Here is a 19863-nt window from a genome sequence, read left to right as displayed (position 1 = left end):
GTTGGAGACTCCACGATGTCTGATCTCGACCCGGTACTTCTGAAACACGAACTCGACAGGATGACCGCAGTCCGTCACGTGGGGCTGGTTACCGGCGTCGCACAGGGTCTGATCGAAATCGGTGGTTTGAACACGCATGCCCGGGTCGGGGATTTGCTGACATTGCGGCGGCGCGTCGGGTCCGATCTTGCGGGCGAGGTGCTTCATGTCGGTTCTGGCCATATCAAAATGCTTCCCAATGCGGCGCCCGACGGCGTGAGCCTGGGGGATCGCGTCTACCTTGACCCATCACCGGATTTTGCACCAGGATTGCACTGGCTTGGACGGGTAATCGACCCCTTTGGCAGACCCTTGGATGGAAAACCGTTGCTGAGCGGATCGCAGACGCGCGATATCATGCAGGCCCCTCCACCAGCCGTGGCACGCAAACCTTTGGGGCAGAGGATGGCCACCGGCTTGTCGGTTCTCAACACTGTGTTGCCCGTCGTACGCGGGCAGCGGGTGGGGTTGTTTGCCGGGTCGGGTGTCGGTAAGTCGACCCTGCTTTCCACACTGGCCCGGTCCATGCAGGCCGATGTCGTCGTAGTCGCTCTGATTGGCGAGCGCGGACGCGAGGTGAATGAATTTGTCGCGCAGGCCATTGGCCCCGAAGCCATGAAACGCACAATCGTGGTCGCCGCCACCTCTGACCAGTCGGCATTGGCGCGCAGGCGGTGTGCCTGGTCGGCCATGTCGACAGCCGAGTATCTGCGGGATCTGGGTTTGAACGTTCTTTTTCTGGCTGATTCCGTGACCCGCTTCGCCGAGGCGCATCGTGAAATCGCTGTTTCTATGGGGGAATCCCCGTCTTTGCGGGGATATCCACCCTCTGTCACCCCCCTGATCGCCAGTCTTTGCGAACGCGCAGGTCCCGGAACGCAGGAACAGGGGGATATTACTGCGGTATTCAGCGTTTTGGTGGCCGGTTCGGACATGGATGAACCCATCGCTGACATTCTGCGCGGCGTTTTGGACGGGCACATTGTACTCAGCCGCGACATCGCCGAACGGGGGCGTTTCCCGGCCATTGACGTCAGCAGATCTGTGTCGCGGAGCCTGCCGGGAGCCGCATCCGAGGCCGAGAACCAGATGATCACAGAAACCCGAAAACTCGTGGGCAGTTACGAGCAGTCCGAAGTGATGATCAAGGCCGGGCTATACGCCGAAGGGTCTGATCCGCTGCTGGATCAGGCCGTTCGCGTTCACGAGGAATTGGACGCCTTTTTTGCCAAACCGGAAGCTGAGGGAATCGAAAACAGCTTTAACCGCTTGTCATTGATACTGCGTCGTGCATCGATCAGCTTGCCACGCTAGGCAGAATTCCAAACAGTTTTAAGTATTAAGGCCACCTTAAGACCTGCGCTGCTAGGCAAAAAGTCGGGTGATAATATAGGTGGTGGAGATGGGTGCGCAGACCAATGCGGCGCCAATCATCATCAAGAAGAAGCGTGTGTCGGGTGGTGATGGTCACCACGGCGGTGCGTGGAAAGTTGCATATGCCGACTTTGTCACGGCCATGATGGCCTTCTTCATGTTGATGTGGCTGCTGAACGCGACAACTGAACAGCAACGCAAAGGGTTGGCGGATTACTTCGCCCCGACAATCCCCCTGAGCCCCGAATCCGGCGGCGGAGACGGTGCTTTTGGCGGCGACAGCATGTTGTCGGAAAAGACATTGCTGCGGGATGGTGCCGGGGCCAGCACCAAACACGCAACTGAATCCCGTCAGGCACGCGGGTCAACCGGTTTGGATGCCATCGGTGGTGGCAAAGGTGACACCGAAGACTTCTCGACGCTTGAAGCTCAGCTTTTGGGGCGAACCGGTGAAAGCGAGGTGTCGGACAAGCTTCTCAGGCATATCGTGACACGCGTCACCGACGAAGGATTCGTTGTTGAGCTATTCGATACGGACACCCAGCCACTGTTCGACCCCGGTTCAGGGAAACCAACCGGGATCTTGCGGGCGCTTGCTTTGATCATAGCGCGTTCTTCGGATCTCGTGACCAACCCGATTGCTGTCACAGGCCATGTCAGCGCATCTCCTGTTGTGCAGGTTCGCAATACCGCCTGGGAACTGTCCACTGCCCGGGCGCAATCAGTCCGCCAGCTGTTACAGGACAAAGGCGTAGCGGCAAGCCGGATGGATCGCGTCACAGGTCATGCTGACCGAAAACTCTTCACCGACAATCCGATGGCGGTTCGGAACAACAGAATCGAAGTGATATTTCTGCGGCGACCCTAAAGGATAGAACGCATTTTACCTGTTAGCGCGCTGTTAAGGGGCAGCGCGTTACCTGTTGCATCGAAGCTTGACGCAACAGAAGGGCGCGCCAATGACAATTTCCTCTTCGCTGAATGCCGGTGTGGCGGCGTTGAAGGCCAACGCCAACAGGTTGGCAACGATTTCCGACAACATCGCAAACTCTTCGACCTACGGATACAAACGAGTGGAAACTGACTTTCATTCGATGGTCACGTCTGGCCAGGGTGGCAGTTACTCGGCAGGGGGCGTGCGCACGACCAGCCAGCGCATGATTGATCAGCGCGGATCACTGGTGACCACCAGCAACTCTACCGATCTTGCAGTGCGCGGACGCGGCATGTTGCCGGTACGATCCAGCTCGCAGGTCGGCGCAAATTCGAACGAGATGTTGCTGACGACCACAGGTTCCTTCCGGACTAACGACGAAGGATATCTGGTGACCGAATCCGGCCTTGTTCTTTTGGGATGGCGTGCTGCGGCAGACGGGTCCATCCCGCCCGTTCCACGCGACACGCCCGCCGCGCTTGAACCAATTCAGTTGAGCGTCAACCAGTTGTCCGGTGCCCCGACAACAAAGATGAACCTGCGTATGAACCTTCCCGCAACGGCAACAGATGCGGGTGCGCCGGGCGACACACAGCCTTTATCGGTCGAGTATTTCGACAATCTCGGGAAATCCGAAAGTATTGATATTCAGCTGATCCCGACCGTTCCCGCAACTGGCAGCAGCAATGAATGGACCATGGTTCTGCGCGATTCAGCATCCGGTGGCGCGATTATCGGGGAGTACACTTTGACCTTTACCGATAATCGAACGGCTGGTGGTACGCTGGCCAGCGTCACTCCTGTATCCGGTGGCGCTTACGATCCAGTAACCGGCAGTGTCATGGTCAATGTCGCTGGCGGCCCGATGGAGGTCAATATCGGACTGATCGGCGATTCCGATGGCATTACTCAGCTATCCGATACATTTGCTCCGGTTTCAATCACGCGCGATGGATCTGCCGTTGGTACGATGACCAGCGTTCAGGTCGATGAAAGTGGCTATGTCTATGCATTCTACGATACCGGTGTCAGCCGCCGAATGTTCCAGATCCCGCTGGCCGATGTTCCCAATCCCAACGGCCTGACAGCGCTGGACAGTCAAACCTACGCGCCTTCCCGCGAAAGCGGCACGTTCTTTCTGTGGAACGCGGGCGAAGGCCCAACCGGTGATATCGTTTCCTTCGCACGCGAAGAATCCACCACGGATGTGGCAACCGAGCTGACATCTCTGATCCAGACACAACGCGCCTATTCATCCAGTGCCACGGTGATCCAGACGGTGGACGAGATGCTTCAGGAAACGACCAACTTGAAGCGCTGATCCAGGCGCTGACCAAAGGAAAGGAGCGGCCTCATGAATATGTCGACGGCACTCAATAACGCATTGGGTGGGCTGACAGCGGCCAGTCGCGGGGCGGCTGTGGTCTCGGGGAATATCGCGAATGCCCTGACACCGGGCTATGCGCGCAGGTCCCTTGAACTGGCGACAAGTCCCATATCTGGCAATGGCGTGCGTGCGGTTGGGGTAATCCGGCATCAGGACCCGGTTCTGACGGCCAACAGACGGTCGTCAGACGCCGAGCTTGCCTTTCAATCCTCCATTTCGGATTTCCGCTCACGGTTCGAAAACCTTGTAGGAACAGCAGACAGCACGCCATCCCTTGCCAGCCGTATGTCTGCCTTGGAAAACAGCTTCATCACCGCAGCCAGTCTACCCGACTCGATCGAAAGACTTGATCAAGTGGCGCGCGCGGCGCGCGACCTTACGGCAGAGCTTAACGCGGCTTCTGAGGGTGTGCGACAGGCACGCTCGGACGCGGACCGCAAGATAGGCGATCAGATCGAAAGCCTGAACCTGGTTCTGAAAGACATCGAAGTTCTGAACGCAAAGATTCCGGCCATTCAAAATTCCGGCGGCGATATCGGGGCCTTGCTGGATCAACGGCAAGTCCTGATCGATCAGGTCAATACTTTGATCCCGGTCAACGTTGTGCCACGTGCCAACGATCAGGTATCGCTCTATTCAGACGGCGGGTTGATACTTCTTGAAGGTAAGGCGTCCGAGTTCACCTTTTCCACGACCGGTGAGACGAAACCCCACATGACGGTTGCAAATGGTCTCCTGTCCGGATTGGCTATGAACGGCAACCCGGTACGCACCAGCGGGGACACTGCGCAAATCCGTGGCGGCGCGTTGATGGCCCAGTTTTCAATTCGCGATGAATTGGCGGTTGAGGCGCAGCTGCAGCTTGATACCGTTGCCCGCGATCTTATCGAACGATTTGAAACGCCGGGCTTGGATCCCACGGCACTTGCGACAGATCCCGGTCTGTTCACAGACAACGGAAATCGGTTCGACCCGACAACCTTTGTCGGGCTGTCATCGCGCATTTCGATGAATTCGGTTGCGGACCCCGACAACGGCGGGAACAGCTGGAAGCTCCGCGCCGGGCTGGGTGCCGCAACGCCGGGCGATCCCGGACAAGCGTCGCAACTGCGTGCTTTCGGTGCCATTCTGAATGATGCGCGCACCGTACCTGGCGGGCTGTTTGGCACTGGAAACATGCGCGCCGCCGAGTTGACCGAGGCGCTTATGTCGAAAGCCGGGGCGCAATCCCACGCTGCAGAGCAGCGGAAGGTTTTTGCCAGCAACAGCCAACAACAAATGTCACAGATTGAGGCCGAACAAGGCGTCGATACGGATCAGGAATTACAGCGCCTCATGCAGATCGAACAGACATACGCAGCAAACGCGCGTGTCATTTCGGTCGTCGATGAGCTTATGGAAACGCTTCTGAGGTTATGAGCATGAACTTGACTGCTATCGGCGATCTGGCGCGCGGTATGACCCTTCGCACCCGCGCCACTGAAATCAAAACACAGATTGAAACTCTCTCTTACGAGATGTCCACCGGCAAAGTGCAGGACATATCCGGCCGACTTGGCGGAGATTACTCTCAGATCCTGGACCTGGACCGTTCGCTTGCCAGACTCGACGCCTTTGGCATCGCCACAGCCGAAGCGGCCCTGTTCACGGATGCCATGCAGTTGAGCCTGAAGACATTTGGAGATTCGGTTGGCGAAATAACCGCGTCTCTGTTGGCCTACGGAACGGCCAATCAGCCGGTAAATCATGCGCAGGCGTCAGATCATGCCAGGAATGAGCTCGACACGATGGTATCGGCGCTCAACACGCGAGTTGGTGGGCGCAGTCTGTTTTCGGGTACAGCCACGGATGTCTCGCCACTGCCCTCGACTGACACGCTGTTGGCTGCGTTGAAGACACAACTGACGGGGGCTGTGACCGTCGCCGACATACGCTTGGCTGCCGACACATGGTTCAATAGCCCTGCCGGGTTTGACGCCATGATTTATCAGGGTGCGAGCACCACACTCTCTCCTATGCAGATCTCGGAAAATGAAAGCGTTACGCTGCCACTCACGGCAACCGACCCGGCATTCAAGGCGGCCCTAAGGGATGTTGCAACAGCGGCATTAGCCACCGACAATACGTTGGCTCTTTCTTCCGACCAGCGCACCGCCCTGTTCACCCAGCTGGGCGTCGATCTGGCCAACGCACAGGATGCCACAGTAAACTTGCGGGCCCAGGTCGGCAGCGCCGAGGGCCGCATCGAACAGGCCGCCACGCGAAATTCGATGGCCCGAACCAGTCTGGAATTCAGCCGGAACGAGCTGATCGCAGCAGATCCTTATGAAACAGCGGCGAAATTGCAAACGGTGCAGTTTCAGTTGGAAAGCCTCTATTCGGTAACCGTTCGCAATGCGAACCTTTCGCTGGTGAATTTCCTGAGATGAGGGCGCTGATACTTCTCCTGATCCTTGTTCCCGGTATAGCCTGGGCGGGGGCAATCCGCCTCAAGGACCTTGTCGATTTCGACGGTGTACGGGGTAATGATCTTGTGGGTTATGGCCTGGTTGTCGGTTTGAACGGAACCGGCGACGGATTGCGCAACTCTCCTTTCACCGAAGAGATCATGTCCAACATCTTGGAGCGTTTGGGTGTCAACGTAACGGGCGAGGATTTCCGGCCCAAGAATGTGGCAGCGGTTTTGGTGACAGCCAGTCTGCCGCCTTTCGCCAGAGTCGGCGGCCAAATTGATGTAACGGTTTCGGCGATAGGCGATTCAAACAGTCTGTTGGGTGGGACACTGGTTATGACCCCGCTAAACGCAGCAGACGGGCAAATCTATGCGGTTGCACAAGGCACAATCCTTGCAGGTGGCGTTTCCGCTGAAGGAGAGGCTGCGTCGATCGTGCGTGGGGTACCAACCTCGGGTGTGATCCCGTCCGGCGCGCGTGTTGAGCGTGAAATTGAGTTCGACTTGTCAACTTTAACCCAAATGCGCCTTGCGTTGAGAGAACCCGATTTCACCACGGCCGCGCGTATCGAATTCGCCATAAACACCGAGTTCAACAGAGCTGTGGCAATCATGCGCGATTCAGGCACGGTTGAACTCAACATTGCTGCAACTCAGGCAGTGTCGACGGCCCATGCCATTGGGCGTATCGAGAATATTCTGGTCGAGCCGGAAGCAAAGGCGCGTGTGGTGGTCGATCAGCGCTCTGGCACCATCGTAATGGGGCAGGAAGTCCGGATATCGCGTGTGGCTGTCTCTCAGGGTAATCTGACCCTGACAGTTCAGGAAGCACCGATTGCCGTGCAACCCAATCCGTTTGCCAGGGGCGAAACAGTGGTCGTTCCGCGCACTATTGCAGGGATCGAAGAGGAAGAAGGAACCGGCCTTGCCGAAATCCCCGAAGCTACGACCCTGTCCGAGGTTGTCGCAGGCCTGAATGCGCTGGGGGTATCGCCCCAGGATATGATCGATATCTTGAAAACCATCAAAGCGGCGGGCGCCTTGCACGCAGAATTTGTTGTCAGGTAGCCGATATCTTTGGTCCTACGGGCGTGCCACAAACACGCCCGTGACGTTAAGGCCTATTTCGATTTCCAGCTGTCCAGCCAGCGCTGAAATCTGTTTCGGCGTTCTTCAATCGCGTCACCGGCCGCATAAAAGCCGTCTTCCACATTCTCGATCATCGGATCAATTCGGGCCTTTCGGAACCTGCGCCAGCGCACCCAAACCGCCCAGACCAGCGCGGCGAAAATTGTCAGGAAAATGATGTTGAACCAGGGAATGACCTGCACATCCGGCCCTTCCACATGTTTGATGAAAATGGCGTTGGGAAAGATCGACATGAACTCGTTTCGCCATCCGTAATGGGTCACGACCACCCATTTCGGGTTTTCCTTGGTCGATTTCGCATCATTGGCTTCGGTGTAAAGGTTCGCCGTGTCGAACTTGAAGTAGGGTGGCCACCCCCACCCGGTGTCTTCGTTTCGGTACACGATCGGCTTGCCATTTTCGCGCACGGCCTGAATGAATTGCACATCCCGGTTGGACAGGCTGGTGGATTGGTCTTCGGGTTCGGACCAGAAAATCCGTGTCCAGTCGTTCAGATCCTGCCGCTCTTCGTAGGTGTTTACGATACGCACAACATCATGTTGCGGCAGCGAGTATTGCAGGACCGCCGCGATCGTTCCCCAGAAGATGATGATGAACGCCCATTTCACATAGGCCATGCCTAAACCCTCACATGTAATTCACGATGTAGATCAGCGCGCCAATCGCCACCCATGGCACAATATAGACACCCAGGATCAGTTTGCGCCGGAACGAATTGTCATACACATGCAATCCGCGTTCGACAAAAGCGTCCTTGTTGCCCGTCTTGCCCTTCTCATCCCACCAGCTTTCCAGTTTGCGACGGCGTATCCCGCGCGAGTAGAAAGACAGCGCGGCATAGGCGATCGTCTGGATCACCAACAAGATCAGCAAAAGGCGCAATAACCCGAACATTTCAGCCTTTCCTTACCGAACCCCACGGACCGACCCGCGCGATTATGTCATCGCTGACCCGGTCTTCGCCGCTCATATCCGGCTCATGGCCGAACAGCGCGGCACGGGCCCCTTGCTTGTCCACCTGATACTCGCGCGCGAGGAAGTCGGCAACATAGGCTTTCTTGCTCTCGGGCCATCTGGAATAGGTGCTATAGAACAGCTCTTTGTGGCAAATGAACATCTGGCGCGGGTCCAGCGGGGCCAGTTCGGCCAGCAGCATGTTCACCAGATCACGGTTCGGCGTGTCAGCGGCGCGCAAAGTGTAGAAATAAGCCGGATGATCCGACGTGATACGCGGCCACGGCCCCCCGTCGCTTGCCCAGCGCAACAGTTGCGCAAGGCCGTGATAGGCTTCGGGCAAGCCATCCGAGTGATTGCGCGCCAACCGCCGCATATCGCTTCGGTCCAGCCCGGTCAGGTCGACATCCGCATCCGCCGCCGCATCGACAGTCAGGAAATCCATCTTCTGCTGCAGGATTGCGGCGGCGTCTACACCGCGCGCCTTGACGATGGGTTCGACCAGATCATTGTAATCCAGAAACTTTGCAACCTGGTTCCGCTGCGACGGGTCAAAAACGTATTTGATCGGCAAATCGTCAGGCTTGTCACCCATACAGATCGCCGCCGGGTGATCCAGGTCCGGGAACAGGTACAGCCCGCCGAAATGCGCCGTCCAGAAGTTGCGTTGCTCAAAATCCGTGTGGCGCAGATGGACGGGGTTGCGCGTAACGTCGCCGGTCTCCTTGGCGGTCTCGATCATCCTGGCGATCAGCACATCGTCGAACCAGGCGTCCTCGGCGGTTTTGAACTGTTCGACCATGCCCGCCAGCTGCTGCGCCTTGCGCAAGGTGCCGCCTGCGGTGTCGGCCTCAATCTCGATTTTGCGCAGATTAAACAAATTACGGGGACTGCTGAGCTTGAAGACCGAGTTCACCAGCTCTCCGGCCACCGCGTCGGTGGCGGTCAGGGCAAACAGTTGCGCCTCATTCATCTCGATGAATTCCCGCAGGATATCGCGCGAGGTCGAGAATTTGACGTTCAGCAACGGTGCGCGTTTCTGCTCGGTCGTCAGCAGGATAAACTGCCGGTTGACCCCGTTGGGGTTAAGGTAGAGCTCGTCCTCCAGCTCAATCCCCACCTCCGGCGAATAACCCGAGATATCGACATGGAAATCCCTCAGCGCCGTGGTCTTGCCCGCCAGATGCTGCAGCGCGCGGTTATACCGCTCGACTAAGGCCGGGCTGGAGATGTGGACGAGGTTGCCGAACATCAGGCCTTTTTCGATAAGGCGGATCATTGGCGCTCTTTCTGTTGGGTAATCGTTTCTTCGATGTTCCAGAGAAATTCTTCCTGTTGAGCCATTCGGACCAAATTATGTTTCGAAAACATGTCACTATTGCCGGAACGTCGACGGCTGATCGAAAGCGTTGCCAGACAAAACAAGAGACTCAAGACCAGTATTGCCCACACTCCAACAATTCCGGACATAATAGAAACAAGAACAATGAATATGGAAACTGCCCACATGCTTAGAAAGTAGTCTAAGCTCTCTACACCTCCCGTCAAAACGATTGATACCACTACTGGGACAAAAGGGATGATTGTGAAAAACAAAGCCACAGTAATCAATACTGCGCGAAGCCTAAGTCGATTTAGTTTTTCTGAACCTGTTTTTCCTGTCCACCAGCCAACAAGGCAGGACACCACCATGCTGGAAACGACGAACATAAAAACTTCCAGACCGCCGGTCACACCTTCCCCTCCAGATACCGCCGCTTGGCCTCTTCCATCCGGCCCATCTCGCGGACGGCGTTTTCGATTGCGACCTCATCGCTCTTGTCGGCATAGCGGAACTCGCTGTCGGCGTAGCGGTTGATTTCCTGCATAACCATCTCGACCGTGATCGGCTGGCGCAGATCCTCGATCATGGCCTTCTTGGTGTCGTAGTCGCGGAACAGGAACAGGTCGGGGTTCTCCATCCATTCGTCGGGCAGTTCGAAATCCATCGCGCGGACCTTGACCGCGTCGGTGATGTTCTTGATCGCGCGGCCGGTGAACCGCTCATCCGCCTGCTGGATCGCCTTGAGGTATGTGCCCAGCTTGGCGATCGTGTCCATTTCGCCGATCTTGCCAGACACCCGGTCATAGACCTGCAGCAAAGCGTCCTCATGCGGGCGGGAATGGCTTTCGAAACTGGCGGCGACGGCCTTTTTGATTTCCTGCGCGGCATAGGCCTCGTGTTCGCCCAGCGGAATGTCGTGGTTGCGGCCCATCAACAGGTGCAGGATGTCGATGTAATCCTCGCGCGTCTGCGGCCCATCGACCAGGAACCGCGCGCCCGCCCGCTGGCGCAGGGCGTCGTCCACATTCTCAGGGTAGTTCGAGAACATACCAAAGGTGCAGTTGCCGCGCACGACGGTGTTGGCACCGGCAAAGCTCTCCATCAGTACGGCGGTGATCTCCAACTGCCCGGCTGACGACTGCCGGTCACCGCGCTTACCCGCCAGCTGGTCGATATCGTCGATGGTGCCAAAGCCGATGACCGAGGGGTCGATGATCGTGTTGATAAACGCCTTGGCGTTCTGGCCGGATTTGCCCTGATAGCTGTCGATATTGTCGGTGCTCAGGTTCTGATAGCGGAACGGATAGCCTGCGTTCTGGCAATACTCGTTGATCAGCCCGGCCATCATCTGGATCAGCGTGGTCTTACCGGTGCCCGGCTTTCCGTCACCCATGAAGGTAAAGATGAACCCGCCAAGTTCCGCAAACGGGTTCAGGCGGCGGTCGAAATCATAGGCCATCACCATCTTGGCCAGCTTCATCGCCTGATATTTGGCGATATGGTTGCCGACCACTTCGTTCGGCTTCTTGAACGTCATGGTCAAGGTGGTGGATTTGGCCTTGGAGGCCGGCTCGAACCCCCGGATCGTCAGATCGTCGGCCTCGATATGCCAGGCTGCGTTCTGGAACGGGGCCAGGTAACCTGCGGACCCTGCGCGCAGGGCTGACTTCTCCATCAGTTGCTCGGCATAGGCACTGGTGGCGGCGATCAGGTGGGCATCGTCCGAGGCGTATTTGGCCAGCGTCTGGTCCAGTTCCCACAACGCGCCGTGCAGGGCAAGTTGGCCGTTGTCTGTCAGGACCTCTTCGATCTCACCAATATCAACCGTGGTCTCACCCAGATGCGAGGACAACAGATAGGCCAGCGCATTGCCGAACGTGTGCATCGTGATCAGCGCTTCGGCTGTCAGAACCTCTGAAAACTCGGTCTTCCGCGCGGTAGGCAGATCCCCGGCAAGGTTCGCGCGTTTCAGATCCGCAAGCGGGGTCTGTTCCGCATAAGTGTCGGCCACGGCCAAAGCTATTGCGATGGCGCGGCGGATCGCCTGTTGTGCAGTTGCCTGCGGCGGCGAAACCAAGGCGTCACCATCGTCCGAGGCTTCGATCCTCTCAACCAGATGCACCCCGTCTGCGCGCACGGTCCGGCGTGTCACCAACCCCGGTGTCGTCGAGCGAAACCGCCGACCAGTCGAAACACCTGGTGAGCGTTCAACGGTAGATTCCACGGCTTTGGCGATCCGCGGCGCGTGTTCGAACCCGTTCAGCAAAGCGGTCGCTGCCGGATAATGCTTGCGAATGTCGTCTTCGCGCAATTCCATCTGATCTGACGTCAAACTCATCTAACAAACCGCCCTTGCTTCATCTTTTCAAAAATACTCTCGCCGAAGGCGAAAATTAGTACCTCAATACCTGCCCGGCATTGCTGACGACGAACTTGCGCACATCTGCAAACCCCGGCGGGTTACGTTCGGCCAGCACCTGAAACGGGCGCTGTGGCAGGATGATCGACCGTTGGGTGCGGGTGGCGCCGGTTTCGGCCCCCTGCCCGCCGAAAGGATCCAGCGCAAAGACCTCGCGCTCGACAGTTGAAAACCAGCCGGCGCGTTCCTCGATGACCTCTTCGCTGTGCAGCTCTTCGGTGGTCCAGGCCAGCGCCCAATCCTGACCTTGCGGGGATTGCGCATCCTCCAGCACCTGCCGCAAGGGGCCGGATTGTTCGGTAAACGCCGAAGAATACATCGGCCCCACATGGATGCGACGCAGGTGTTTGGGGTGCAGGTCATCGAAATCCTGATCAAAGCCCTTGGCTATGGTCACCAGTTTCAGCCCGCCCAAAGACTGCGCCATCAGATGCGCCTGCACTTCGGGCCAGCGGCGTTGATCCTTGGGCAGGGCGGATTTGCCTGTGTCCTCCAGCTGCATCAGATATATGACGGGCAGGTTGACCTGACTGTCATAGACCGCCCAGTGGATCATGAACTTGCGCCGCTCGCCCTCATTCCCGATCCAGTGGCATTCGGGATCGTTCCGGGCCCAGAACAGCTGACCTTTTAGCAACTCTTCGTAATAGAGCCTTTGCGACAGCGCGAATTGCAGCTTGGTGGGGATTTCCCGGTCCCCAATGATCGTGCGGACCATGTCGGTTTTCAGGTCATCTTCCGAGGGCATATTCGCCAAATGCACCTGCGCCTGTTGCGCGTCATTGGCCATGGTCAGCAACTCAGCCGCCACTGGAAAGCCGCTGTCGCGCTTGTCCATGGCGAGGCTGCCAAAGAACCGCCCCGTATCGCGCCCAACCAGCAGGTATTTCATGCTAAGCGCGCGAAAGGTGTAGAGCAGCCCCGAGAGGTAGCGCGACACGATCCGCACCTCTTGCTTCGAGATCGCACCCTCCGCCTCCATCGTCGCAGCCACGCGCAACAGGTGGACAGTGATCACCTCGAATTTGCGGAAATACCGGCGCGAAGCGAAAGTGTCGGTCAGGCCAACATGGTCTTTGGTGGGGTCAGCTACCAATTGCTTTCTCCCACAGTCTAAGAAAGTCCGCAGACGCTACCTGGCGCTGTTTGCGAACAGAACCAAGCAAATCCGCTGGAGAGAAATGGTGAGCGCGCTGCCAGATAATTCCACATTTCTGAATTATGCCAACATAAGCAGGGCCTACAAACCTCGCTACTTGCCAAACGAGAAACGCCAAAGAAATTGGCGACAGCAATATTAGTGAAATTCCCATGGCAGTTTCGTTGCCACCGGTAATCCAAAACGTAACCGCAAAGCTAATGGCAAATGCCACCATCAAAGGTAGCGCAAAGAGAAAGTACCACCCCCCGATATATGCCACCGCAAGCACTGCACCGAAGATACCATTAACCCAACGAAGGGGCGACCAACCAAACTGCTCTGACCGGCTTATATTCAATCGGCCCAACCTCAACCCCCATACAAATTCTTATCATGCTTCTCGACAATCGAGGCGAACCGGCGGGCAAAGCGTTCATCCGCCTTGGCCTTTTTCTCCAGCACGTCGCGAGCAAAGACCATGTGGTCCTCGTGTGCCTCAAGCATGTCGGCCATCTTCTGGTTGGTCGCTGTGCCGATGGCGGCCATCGCCGTCTGCGCCTCTTGGTCCGTCTGCACACCGATCTCGTTGATGCGGTGGGCCACGTCCTGCTGCTGCGCGGTTTTCAGCGATTTGGTCAGGGCGTCATACAGCACCACGCGCTGCTGCGTGTCTGTCTGCAGCTTGTTGATCAGCACCATCTGCGTCGCCGCCTGGTTCTGCAGTGAATCGACCCAGGTCTTACCCTTTTCGATATAACGCTCCAGCGTCTGAGACTTGGCCAACTTGACCTGCTCTTCCTGAACCTTGGCGTTGTATTGCTTGTTCAGCTCGGCCAGCTGAGTTTCCAGCTGGGTGCGCGCGGCGGCGTCCTGTTCGACACTGATCTTGTTTTCCAGCGTGATAATCGCCGGGTCCATGCCCTGGATCTCGGCCCGCAGTGCTTCCAGTTCGGCCACGGTTGCCTCGCGATCGTCCAGCGTGCCTGTCAGGTTATCCTCGACCTTTACGCGTTGCTCTTCCAGCACAGTCAGCTGCCCTTGCAACAGCTTCACGATCACATCGGATTTGGCGATCAGGTCCTGCAATTTGTCGTCGATATTGGCCGTTCGCATCCGCTCTTGCCGAAGCGACTCGGATTTTCCCTTGGAAAAGATGCCGACAAACGACTCCCACCCGGTTTTCGAGCGCATCTCGTCGAAATCCTTGGAAAACGCGTTGGTAACATCGTCCAGACCCATGATCAGCTCGGCGATGTTGGCGTTCATCACCTCAGTATGGGCGTGAACATCCTCAAGCGTGGCATTTTCGATGTCGATATCGGCCTCGGCCGTTCCAATCTTGGCCCGCGCCGCTTCGATCCGTGAGGTCAGCCCCTCAATCTGCGACTGGCTTTCGCGCACTTTCGTTTGCGTTTCTTTGATAAGCGCTTCGAATTGCTGGTTCGACATCTCTGCTGTCCTTTTTTTCTTTAATTACCCAATAAGATAGGGAATGTTACGGTCATTTACATCCCCTTGAGTCCAAAAATCACGCAAACTCTGGCAAACTTGGGGTGGAAAGGAAAGCCACGTGATCGCAACCTGACGTAGAACTCAACGCTGCGACTATGCTGCAACGATTGGGTATGAAAATAATTTGATCAAATCTGGGCTGATCGACCCGCATCGGTGGACATAGACAAAGCCCTCAACACCTGATTGGGTGCGGCAACTCAACTTCTGCGCGGAGAATGACATGCTGGACGCAACGACCGATCTGAAATCAATTCTGAAGAATCCTGACTTGCTTGTAACCAAAGCCTATATCGGTGGTCAGTGGGTGGACGGTGACAACGGAACTTTCGACGTGACCAACCCGGCCCGGGGCGATGTGGTGGCCAAAGTGGCCGATGTCAGCCGAGCGCAAGTCGCCGGAGCAATTGCACAGGCCGAAGCCGCGCAAAAGGAATGGGCCAAGTTGACCGGCAAGGAACGAGCGGTGATCCTGCGGCGCTGGTTCGACCTGATGATGGAGAACGCCGAAGATCTGGGCAAGATCCTGACCGCGGAGCAGGGCAAACCACTGGCTGAGGCCATCGGCGAAGTCGGCTATGGTGCCTCCTTCATCGAATTTTTCGGGGAAGAGGCCAAGCGCGTGTATGGCGAGACCATCCCGGGGCATCAGCGCGACAAACGGATCATGGTGCTGAAACAGCCCATTGGTGTGGCGGCCTCGATCACACCCTGGAACTTTCCCAACGCCATGATCACTCGCAAGGCAGGACCTGCGCTGGCGGCGGGGTGTGCTTTTGTTGCCCGCCCGGCGGCAGAAACGCCACTTTCCGCGCTGGTTCTGGCGCGTCTGGCGGAACAAGCCGGCGTGCCAGCTGGCGTGTTCAACGTAGTGCCTTCTTCCCAGGCCAGCGAGATCGGCAAGGAGTTTTGCGAAAACCCCGGTGTACGCAAGCTGACCTTTACCGGCTCGACCGAGGTGGGGCGCATCCTGCTGCGGCAAGCTGCTGATCAGGTCATGAAATGTTCGATGGAACTGGGCGGCAATGCACCCTTTATCGTGTTTGATGACGCGGATCTGGATGCTGCGGTCGAAGGCGCGATGCTGTGCAAATTCCGCAATAACGGCCAGACCTGTGTCTGTGCCAACCGCATCTATGTACAGGCCGGTGTTTACGACGCGTTCGCTGCCAAACTGAAAGCGGCGGTCGAAGCCCTGAAAATCGGCGACGGTCTGGCCGAGGGCACCACAACCGGTCCGCTGATCAATGCCGATGCGGTCGCCAAGGTGGAAGAGCATATCAAGGATGTTACGGACAAGGGCGGCGCCGTTCTGACCGGCGGCTTGCCTCACGATCTGGGCGGTACGTTCTTTCAGCCGACCATCGTGACCGGAGTGACTCAGGACATGATGGTGGCGCAGGACGAAACCTTTGGCCCGCTGGCCCCGCTGTTCAAGTTCGAGGATGAAGATGACGTGATCGCAATGGCGAATGACACAATCTTTGGCCTGGCCTCGTATTTCTATGCAAAAGATCTGAGCCGCGTCTACAAAGTAGCCGAAGCGCTGGAATATGGCATTGTCGGCGTGAACACCGGCATCATCTCGACCGAGTTGGGCCCGTTCGGCGGCGTCAAGCAATCCGGTCTGGGTCGCGAAGGCAGCCACCACGGCATGGAAGACTATCTTGAGATGAAATACGTCTGCATGTCGGTCTGATCTGGCGGCCATCGCCTTGGGGCGGTGGCCATTCTGCCCACAGGCGAAGCGTTGTTCCGGTCAAACGGGCCGGTGACGGCTGGGCAATGACCTTATTTCACCAAGCATGAATTCCCTGCGGGCAAGCTTCGTGGGGACTTTTCTATAGGCCCGATCCGATCCCAAACTTACGTCTTCTCCTCTTTGGCTATCACGGTCGTTACGGTGCGCGTCACCCGACTTCTGGTGATTGCAATCGCTCCTAAAACCAAAGCACAGGCTATGGCTTGCGCAGTAGTGATTGCTTCTCCAAACGCAAAGAACCCGACTGCAAACATCGTGGGCAATTCAATGCTTCCGACAACTGCAGTTTGAGAAGCGCCGATCAGCGGCGAACAGATCGTGTAGACAAGCTGCGGCACAAGCGCCGTGACCAATCCAATTCCAATGATCAGAACCCAATCGGACTGACCGTCAGGAAGCAGCGTGGAAACGTCTGCACTCAGCATCAAAGGCAAAAGCCCAAGAACCGATCCCAGCGACACCGAGGCGATACGTGCAAGTGGCGCAATTCGGGACAACCTGTGGACCAAAACAGAAATCCCGAAGCCAAAACCAAATGGCGCAGCCAGCGAGATTAAAAGCGTAGGAATGTGCTCGAACGGAACGGATGCTGGCGAGCCTGCTATGATGGCAGCCAGAATGATGAGGCCAGACGCAAGAAACGCGCGCCTTGTGGGAGTATCTGCGAACAAAGCCCACGCAATGATCAACGTGAAAACCGGATATGTCATATAGAGCACGCCCACCGTCGATGCGGGCAGTGTCTTTAAGGCTGTGACATATCCAATCCAGCCAAGCCCCATCACCACTCCGACCGCAAGACCCCAACAAATCTCGCGCCAGGCTTTTCGGTGTACGATGAGCACTGGCAGTAACAAAACCGCTGGAACGATGTAGCGATAGAATGCGACCGCGAAAGGTGCAACGCCCTGCTCAGTCAGCCCCCTGCTGAAATAGGGAACAAGCCCGAAACAGATTGAAGCAAAAAGAACGCCAACAACCGCAAGCGGTTGCGGAATAGCCGGTCTGGTCTGCGTGGATGTCGTCGACATCTGCAAGTTCTAGCACAGGTTCGCGATGAGTGTAGCCGAGTTTACCGGGCCGACGCATTGATGAGCATAGGCGCTGACATCAAAAAACAACGCCCCGCGTCTGGAGGAACGCGGGGCGCGGGTGTTGCGGCAGTCCGGGAGGAGGAGACTGCCGCCAGGCTTTCAAAGCCTCAGTTCACGGCCTTGGCGTCAACCACGTCTTTTTCGATGGCTTTAGCCGAGGTAATTTCGATCCGGCGCGGTTTCAGGGCCTCGGGCACTTCTCGCTTCAGGTCGATGTTCAGCATTCCGTTTTCATGGCTTGCGCCGGTGACACGGACATGATCGGCCAGAGCAAAGCGACGCTCGAACGCGCGGGTTGCGATGCCGCGATGCAGATAGCTGCGGCTCTTGTCCTCGGATGCCTTCTTACCGGCAACAACCAGCGAGTTTTCTTTCACTTCAACGGACAGGTCGCTTTCCGAAAAACCAGCGACGGCCACCGAGATACGGTACGTGTCGACATCGGTTTTTTCGATGTTGTAGGGCGGATAGCTTGGCTGTGCCACATCATTGGTCAGAACGCGATCCATCATGTCGGCGATCTGGTCAAAGCCAATGGTGGCGCGGTGCAGCGGTGCAAAATCAAATGTACGCATGTGTCATATCCTCAGTCTTGAGCGATTCACGATCTGGCCCTCCGGCTGGACGGACCAATGTTAATGACGGACCCCGTTGTGGCGATCCGATATCAGTGACATGGGAAGCGATTTGACCGAGTTCAACCCCCGCCGGAGCTGATGAATTTCGCACCAGACCCGGACGTGCCGGACCCAGCCTGTAACCGGCGGATCGTAGCCGTTGGTTTTGGCGCATCGCGCCGCATGATAGACTTGAGTTCGGCCACTATCTCGTCAAGCTCCATGCCGAACCCCACCTTTCTGCGACCGTTCGTGCCTACCGCTGAAACCACGGACAAAACCTGCCAGCGCGAGCCGTTTTTTGCCAGAATGGCGGATCCGGAAGACCCGAAGGTGACGTCGCAATCAAAAGTGATCAGGCCCTGCCTGCGATCCAATACGCGGCACGACCTTTCCCGCGTGATCGCCTCGGATCGTCCGCGCCCATACGAGGCTATGCTGATCTCGTTTCCCGAAACTCGCCCGCTGTGCAACACGAAAGGATCGGCAATCGAATACGGGATGGGCTCATTCAGCCGCATCAGGGCGACATCCATCCGAACGCCTTCGTGCGAAAGCGGGTTATTTGAAGCGTAGCCGGGCAGAACGGCAATTTGCGTAATCTGACGCTCGGCCAACGCGCTGCCGTTGCTCAGACCCGCACGAAACGTGATGTCTTCGGGCGCGTATGTTTCCCCGGTACGGCGGTCGACAGCACAATGGGCAGCGGTCAGCACCATGTCCTGCGCGATCAGAGTACCTGTGCAATAGGACTCTTCGCGCACATCCAGCCGCCCGATTGCTTCCCAACCGTAAAGGTCGTCCCGGTCTGTCAGCTTGCGTTTGTTGGCTTGCGCATGGGATGCGGTCGCCAGAACACTCAGGCCCAAAAGCAGACTTAGAAAGACCTTGGTCATGGCCGGATAAACCTTGCACCGACGTTCTTGCCCGTCCCCGAACCGGAGGTCGACAATCCAAATCCGTGCCCGGCAGACAGCTCGTCTCGCAGCAATTGCAGCGAATGTTCAACCGCAGTTCCGATCGCAACGCTCTGGCCATCCATGCTGGCCTTTGCCGCCACAACCGACACGATCTGAGGGCGCGCGCCTGTAAAAGAAAAAACCGGTGCTCCTGAAGACCCGAAGTCGACGTCGCAAGACATGATCATAACGCCTGCCTGCCGGTTCATGACCGAACAAACCTGTTGCAACGAAGGCGCTTCTGACCGGTCATGTGCATATGACACCACGCCTACTTCCGCACCCCGGCGCGGCTGATCTCCTGATTCAAACGGAATGACCGATGTGTTGCGGATCGGCTGCCAAAGCTCGATCAGGGCGACATCTGCGCCGACACGGTCCGTCGACGACTCAGCACTGAATTGATAATCCGGGTGAATTACAGCTTGTCTTGCCGTTCGATAAGCCAAAGCGCGGCCCAGCCGCCACCCGGCCAGAAATTCGATATCGGACGGGTTCACCCGCTGCCCGGACACCTTGTCGAACAGGCAGTGCGCCGCTGTCAGCACAAGGGTCGGCGACACAAGCGTTCCGGTGCAGAACCCTTTTCCGGCAATATCCAGACGACCGACAGCCATCCATTCGCGCCCGGAATCCGAGGTCTCCAGGCTTTCCAGCCTGGTGTCCTGTGCTGTAGCCGCCATCGGCAAAGCACAAAGAACAATCGCCTTAATCCATTTGCGCACTCGGGTCTCCGGGGACTCACT

At 57.3% G+C, this 19863-nt stretch carries 18 protein-coding genes; 7 read left to right on the top strand and 11 right to left on the bottom strand.

Translation table 11 applies throughout. The features are described from left to right. Window positions 1-15: 15 nt before the first annotated feature. From ACR0AD_RS14915 to ACR0AD_RS14890, 6 genes are all read left to right on the top strand, one after another. The gene (locus tag ACR0AD_RS14915) at window positions 16-1353 is read left to right on the top strand and encodes a FliI/YscN family ATPase (RefSeq protein ID WP_480488147.1); all 1338 of its coding nucleotides are present in this window, start codon (window positions 16-18) and stop codon (window positions 1351-1353) included. An 88-nt stretch (window positions 1354-1441) separates the two neighbouring features. Continuing rightward, window positions 1442-2281 carry a flagellar motor protein MotB gene (locus tag ACR0AD_RS14910; RefSeq protein ID WP_480483908.1) on the top strand — a complete coding sequence of 280 codons (840 nt, stop codon included), beginning with the start codon at window positions 1442-1444 and terminating at the stop codon, window positions 2279-2281. A gap of 91 nt (window positions 2282-2372) precedes the next feature. After that, window positions 2373-3668: a flagellar hook protein FlgE gene (locus ACR0AD_RS14905; protein ID WP_267366907.1), complete on the top strand. Its 1296-nt coding sequence runs from the start codon at window positions 2373-2375 to the stop codon at window positions 3666-3668. A 33-nt stretch (window positions 3669-3701) separates the two neighbouring features. After that, window positions 3702-5153: a flagellar hook-associated protein FlgK gene (gene flgK, locus ACR0AD_RS14900; RefSeq protein WP_480483907.1), complete on the top strand. Its 1452-nt coding sequence runs from the start codon at window positions 3702-3704 to the stop codon at window positions 5151-5153. A 2-nt stretch (window positions 5154-5155) separates the two neighbouring features. After that, window positions 5156-6163 (top strand): flagellin, encoded by a 1008-nt coding sequence (locus ACR0AD_RS14895; protein ID WP_480483906.1) that lies wholly within the window; start codon window positions 5156-5158, stop codon window positions 6161-6163. Continuing rightward, complete coding sequence (locus ACR0AD_RS14890; protein ID WP_480488149.1) at window positions 6160-7254, top strand: flagellar basal body P-ring protein FlgI; 1095 nt, start codon at window positions 6160-6162, stop codon at window positions 7252-7254. Before ACR0AD_RS14895 ends, ACR0AD_RS14890 begins: the two co-directional genes overlap by 4 nt. 53 nt (window positions 7255-7307) lie before the next feature. Here ACR0AD_RS14890 and ACR0AD_RS14885 read toward each other — a convergent pair whose 3' ends face one another. The 7 genes from ACR0AD_RS14885 to ACR0AD_RS14855 all read right to left on the bottom strand — a co-directional run bounded on the left by ACR0AD_RS14885 (window position 7308) and on the right by ACR0AD_RS14855 (window position 14622). Continuing rightward, complete coding sequence (locus ACR0AD_RS14885) at window positions 7308-7952, bottom strand: DUF1523 family protein (RefSeq protein WP_480488151.1); 645 nt, start codon at window positions 7950-7952, stop codon at window positions 7308-7310. A gap of 10 nt (window positions 7953-7962) precedes the next feature. Beyond that, window positions 7963-8229 carry a hypothetical protein gene (locus ACR0AD_RS14880; protein ID WP_480488153.1) on the bottom strand — a complete coding sequence of 89 codons (267 nt, stop codon included), beginning with the start codon at window positions 8227-8229 and terminating at the stop codon, window positions 7963-7965. Window position 8230: 1 nt separating this feature from the next. Next, on the bottom strand, window positions 8231-9568 hold the full coding sequence (locus ACR0AD_RS14875) for a DUF6638 family protein (protein WP_480488154.1): 1338 nt from the start codon (window positions 9566-9568) through the stop codon (window positions 8231-8233). After that, window positions 9565-10023 (bottom strand): hypothetical protein, encoded by a 459-nt coding sequence (locus ACR0AD_RS14870; RefSeq protein ID WP_480488156.1) that lies wholly within the window; start codon window positions 10021-10023, stop codon window positions 9565-9567. Before ACR0AD_RS14870 ends, ACR0AD_RS14875 begins: the two co-directional genes overlap by 4 nt. Further along, window positions 10020-11951, bottom strand: coding sequence for an AAA family ATPase (locus tag ACR0AD_RS14865; protein WP_480488158.1), 1932 nt, complete (start codon window positions 11949-11951; stop codon window positions 10020-10022). The genes ACR0AD_RS14870 and ACR0AD_RS14865 overlap by 4 nt, the downstream gene beginning before the upstream one ends. Window positions 11952-12006: 55 nt before the next feature. Next, entirely contained in the window at window positions 12007-13128 is a 1122-nt protein-coding gene (locus ACR0AD_RS14860; protein WP_480488160.1) for a hypothetical protein, read from the bottom strand. 414 nt (window positions 13129-13542) lie between these two features. Then, window positions 13543-14622, bottom strand: a complete 1080-nt coding sequence (locus ACR0AD_RS14855; RefSeq protein WP_267365200.1) for a coiled-coil domain-containing protein — start codon at window positions 14620-14622, stop codon at window positions 13543-13545. A gap of 286 nt (window positions 14623-14908) precedes the next feature. Between ACR0AD_RS14855 and ACR0AD_RS14850 the strand changes: the two genes are divergently transcribed. Next, window positions 14909-16384, top strand: coding sequence for an NAD-dependent succinate-semialdehyde dehydrogenase (locus ACR0AD_RS14850; RefSeq protein ID WP_480483897.1), 1476 nt, complete (start codon window positions 14909-14911; stop codon window positions 16382-16384). Window positions 16385-16551: 167 nt separating this feature from the next. Here ACR0AD_RS14850 and ACR0AD_RS14845 read toward each other — a convergent pair whose 3' ends face one another. From ACR0AD_RS14845 to ACR0AD_RS14830, 4 genes are all read right to left on the bottom strand, one after another. Further along, a complete protein-coding gene (locus tag ACR0AD_RS14845) occupies window positions 16552-17478 on the bottom strand; it encodes a DMT family transporter (protein WP_209507228.1) in 927 nt (308 codons plus the stop codon). A gap of 170 nt (window positions 17479-17648) precedes the next feature. Next, window positions 17649-18116, bottom strand: a complete 468-nt coding sequence (locus ACR0AD_RS14840) for an Hsp20 family protein (RefSeq protein ID WP_209599221.1) — start codon at window positions 18114-18116, stop codon at window positions 17649-17651. A 122-nt stretch (window positions 18117-18238) separates the two neighbouring features. Next, complete coding sequence (locus ACR0AD_RS14835) at window positions 18239-19054, bottom strand: trypsin-like serine peptidase (protein ID WP_480483896.1); 816 nt, start codon at window positions 19052-19054, stop codon at window positions 18239-18241. Beyond that, window positions 19051-19842 carry a trypsin-like serine peptidase gene (locus tag ACR0AD_RS14830; RefSeq protein WP_480483895.1) on the bottom strand — a complete coding sequence of 264 codons (792 nt, stop codon included), beginning with the start codon at window positions 19840-19842 and terminating at the stop codon, window positions 19051-19053. Before ACR0AD_RS14830 ends, ACR0AD_RS14835 begins: the two co-directional genes overlap by 4 nt. Between the last annotated feature and the right edge of the window lie 21 nt (window positions 19843-19863).

It is taken from the genome of Ruegeria sp. BH8 (assembly GCF_056538065.1).
This window is presented reverse-complemented; position numbering and strand designations above follow the sequence as displayed.